Annotated in this window: 4 protein-coding genes; all 4 read left to right on the plus strand. The window is 65.6% G+C overall.

Features of this window, described 5'->3' with window-relative positions; all coding sequences use genetic code 11:
* Positions 1–179 precede the first annotated feature (179 nt).
* On the plus strand, positions 180–713 hold the full coding sequence (locus AC1DKD_RS40085; protein WP_267606736.1) for a DUF6431 domain-containing protein: 534 nt from the start codon (positions 180–182) through the stop codon (positions 711–713).
* Positions 714–841: 128 nt separating this feature from the next.
* Positions 842–2164, plus strand: a complete 1323-nt coding sequence (locus tag AC1DKD_RS40090; RefSeq protein ID WP_477144638.1) for a DDE-type integrase/transposase/recombinase — start codon at positions 842–844, stop codon at positions 2162–2164.
* A 1-nt stretch (position 2165) separates the two neighbouring features.
* Positions 2166–2960 carry an ExeA family protein gene (locus AC1DKD_RS40095; RefSeq protein WP_477104153.1) on the plus strand — a complete coding sequence of 265 codons (795 nt, stop codon included), beginning with the start codon at positions 2166–2168 and terminating at the stop codon, positions 2958–2960.
* Between the two features lie 32 nt (positions 2961–2992).
* Positions 2993–3199, plus strand: coding sequence for a hypothetical protein (locus AC1DKD_RS40100; RefSeq protein ID WP_477104152.1), 207 nt, complete (start codon positions 2993–2995; stop codon positions 3197–3199).
* Positions 3200–3391 lie beyond the last annotated feature (192 nt).

Consider the following 3391-nt stretch of genomic DNA (forward strand, 5'->3'; position numbering starts at 1 on the left):
TGTTACGTCCCGCCAATTTTGAGGTTTGGCGAGGGGTGTTTGTCGCGGTTTCGGCAAGAGCGAGTTTAGGAACATCGCCTTGACCATCGCGAGACACGACGGGCGTAAAGAAGGCCAGTACTCCTCTGATATCGTGCGACGTTTCCGGACCTCGTACGAACATCAGAACAGACTGGCCTATGCATCGGATTGTATTCGCGTTTCCCACTCTCGAACAACATCTTCGCGCCGTTCGTGCCACCCCGCAGTCGTACCGGCCCAAGGTCTGCATCCATTGCGGTGGCGCCTGTCTGTGGTGCCATGGCTGCTACCACCGCAAGGCCGACCGCGGCGAGGACGGCTCGCTCAATCCGGCACCGGTTCCACGCTTTCGTTGCCCAACGTGCCGCCGCACCTGCTCGCGCCTGCCGCTGTGCATCTGCCCACGCCGCTGGTACGACTGGGCACTGCAGCAGCAAGTCCTGCTGCTCCTGCTCATCGGCGCATCGCTGCGCCGCGTGGCCGCCGTGTTCGCGCTGAGCTACCACACCGTGCGGCGCTGGTGGCACTGGCTCCAGGCGCACGGCGCGACCTTCATGTTCCATCTGCGCAGCCGCTTTGCCGAACTGGGCCGCGCCGCCGATTCCACCACGTTCTGGCTCACCTGCTTCGCGCGAATGCCGTTGTGTGAGGCAATGGCCTGGCTCGATCACGACGACCAGGATGTCCCGTGATCAATTGACTCCAACGCGGGCCGCGATGGGCCAATTCGCATTGGCACCGGGACTCCACACACTTTGCCCACTGCCGCCGGATTCGGATTGCAGGTCTCATGGCGTTTCCCTTTTTACGAGGAACGTTCATGAATGACATCGATCCGAAGGCACTGTTTCGCCTGTCCGTGCTGGGCCCGCTGGTCAGCCGCGAGAAGCTGGGCCGCGGCGAGCTGCAGCAGCTCCTGCGGCAACTGGCCCGCCAGGAGTATGCGATCCCCGGCTCGCGCCGGCGCCACATCGGCGAGAAGACCCTGCAGGCCTGGTACTACGCCTGGCGGCGCGAGGGCATCGCGGGGCTGGCCGACAAGCCCCGCACCGATACCGGCCGCTCCAAGCTGCCCGAGCCGGTGCAAACCGCGGTGCTGGCCGCCAAGCGCGAGAACCCGCGCCGCTCGATTCGCCAGATTCGCCTGCTGCTCGAGGCCAGCGGCGTTGTGCCGCGCGACTCGCTCTCGCGCTGCGCGGTGCACCGCCTGCTTCAGACGCATGGGCTCTCGCGCATTGCCGGCCCAGCGGTCGTGCCCGACGAGAAGCGCAGCTTCGTGGCCGAACACGCCGGCTCCATCTGGTACGGCGACGTCATGCACGCACCCACGCTGTCGTTCGGCGGCCGGCGCATGAAGACCTATCTCGTCTCGCTCATGGATGACGCCTCGCGGCTCATCGCCCACAGCGCCTTCTGCCTGTCCGAGACGGCGCTGGATATCGAGGGCGTGCTCAAGCAGGCGCTGCTCAAGCGCGGCGTGCCAAAGATGATCGTCGTCGACAACGGCGCAGCGTATCGCGCTTCGACCCTGCAGGGCATCTGCGCACGCCTGKCGATCCGACTGGTCTATTGCCGGCCATACGCACCAGAAGGCAAGGGGAAGTTGGAACGCTGGCACCGGACCCTACGCGAGCAGTTCCTCGCCGAGCTCGACATCACCCATCTGCGCGACCTGGCCGACCTGAACGCCCGCCTGTGGGCCTGGGTCGAGCAGGTCTATCACCGCAACCCACACAGCGCGCTCGATAACCAAACGCCGCTGGCCCGCTATCAGCAGGACCTGCCCAGGATCCGCTCGCTGGGCTCGCTGGCCGCGCAACTCGATGAGCTGTTCCTGCATCGCGTCGCGCGCCACGTGCGTCGCGATGGCACGGTGTCGTTCCAGGGCAAGCGCTTCGAGGTCCCGTACGAGCTGACCGGCCAGACCGTGCAGCTCGTCGTCGATCCGCATACCGCGACGGTCAGGCGGGTCGAGAGCGAATCCGGACAGCCGCTGGGCGCCGCCACCGAACTCGACGCCGTTGCAAACCTCACCCGCCGGCGTCGCAAGCCCCTGTCGGAACCGGCGACCGGCGAACCTGCCTCGCCGGGGCCCAATCTGATCGAGCTCGTTCACCAGCGCCACTACGCACCGGAGGCATGACATGTACCGACAACACTTCGGCCTGCGTCGTGCGCTGCTGGACAAGGATTCGACCGAACTGTGGGACGACGGTGCGCTCGCCCAGTTGACTGAGCGCTTCCAGTGGCTGCTGACCAGCCCCGGCATCGGCCTGCTCACCGGCGAGCCCGGCGTGGGCAAGACCGCCGCGCTGCGCCACATCACCCGCACGCTCAATCCGCATCGCTATCTGGTCATCTACTTGGCCGAGACCGAGTTCGGGCGCGTCGATCTGTACCGGGCGCTGGCCCGCGCGCTCGGCCTCGAACCCGGCTATCGGCGCGCCGACCTGTGGCGCGACCTGAAGCAGCGCATCACCGAGCTGGCCGACAGCAAGCAATTGCTGCCCGTGTGGATCATCGACGAAGCCCAGAACCTGCCGCCCGAGTTCTTCCGCGACTTCCCGTCGTTCCTGAACTTCGCCTTCGATGCCCGTGACCTGCTCACCGTCTGGTTCGCCGGTCATCCGAGTCTGGCCAGTACGCTCGAGCGCGCGCCGTACGCCGCCTTGTATGGACGCATTCAGGCGCGTGTGCTGTTCAAACCGGTCTTCGAGCGTGAACGCTTCGCGCAGCTCATTGCGCACGCGCTCAAGAGCGCCGGCTGCACCCACACGCTGCTGGCCGACTCCGGGCTCGAACTGCTGCGGCAGGCCTCGCGTGGCCTACCGCGGCAGGCCGGGCGCATCTTGCGCACCACCATGCAATTGGCCGTTCCGAAAGGGCTCAATCACCTGCCAGACGAGCTGCTTCAACAGGCTATCGAGGAGTTGCGATGACTGCCGGTAGTCAACACAAGGAGTCTTCCCGCATGCGATCCAAGAACACGCCCCGTCCTGCCATGCCCCCGATGCCGATTCCACCCACACTATCTGACGAGGCAGCCGCGCAAATCCAGCACTTCCTCTCAGATTGCTTCCTGTGGTTCAGCGCCACGTACCGGGACCAGATCCGCCGCTATTACGAACCATGGCACGGTGGCGGCAAACGCCAACCCCGTCTGGACGATCCGTTCTAAGCAACAGCCCCGGCCATCCCGGGGCTGTTTGCCCTTCGCCCCCCTTCATCGTGCGACGATTCTCGGACTTCGCCTCATTCCATCTCACGCTACGCCGGAGTTGCTCTGCGCCTCCGGCAACCCGCGACGATTGCCGACGTCTCACCTCGAATAGCTCGCGACGCCGCTCCTCAAATAGCCCGGGACGTAACA

The sequence above is a fragment of the Cupriavidus sp. 05T313 genome (assembly GCF_056396665.1).

What these genes read in the sequence shown, in the direction of transcription:
- AC1DKD_RS40085 (WP_267606736.1), top strand. Translation starts at nt 180, where the DNA reads ATGCATCGGATTGTATTCGCGTTTCCCACTCTCGAACAACATCTTCGC.
- AC1DKD_RS40095 (WP_477104153.1), top strand. Translation starts at nt 2,166, where the DNA reads ATGTACCGACAACACTTCGGCCTGCGTCGTGCGCTGCTGGACAAGGAT.
- AC1DKD_RS40100 (WP_477104152.1), top strand. Translation starts at nt 2,993, where the DNA reads ATGCGATCCAAGAACACGCCCCGTCCTGCCATGCCCCCGATGCCGATT.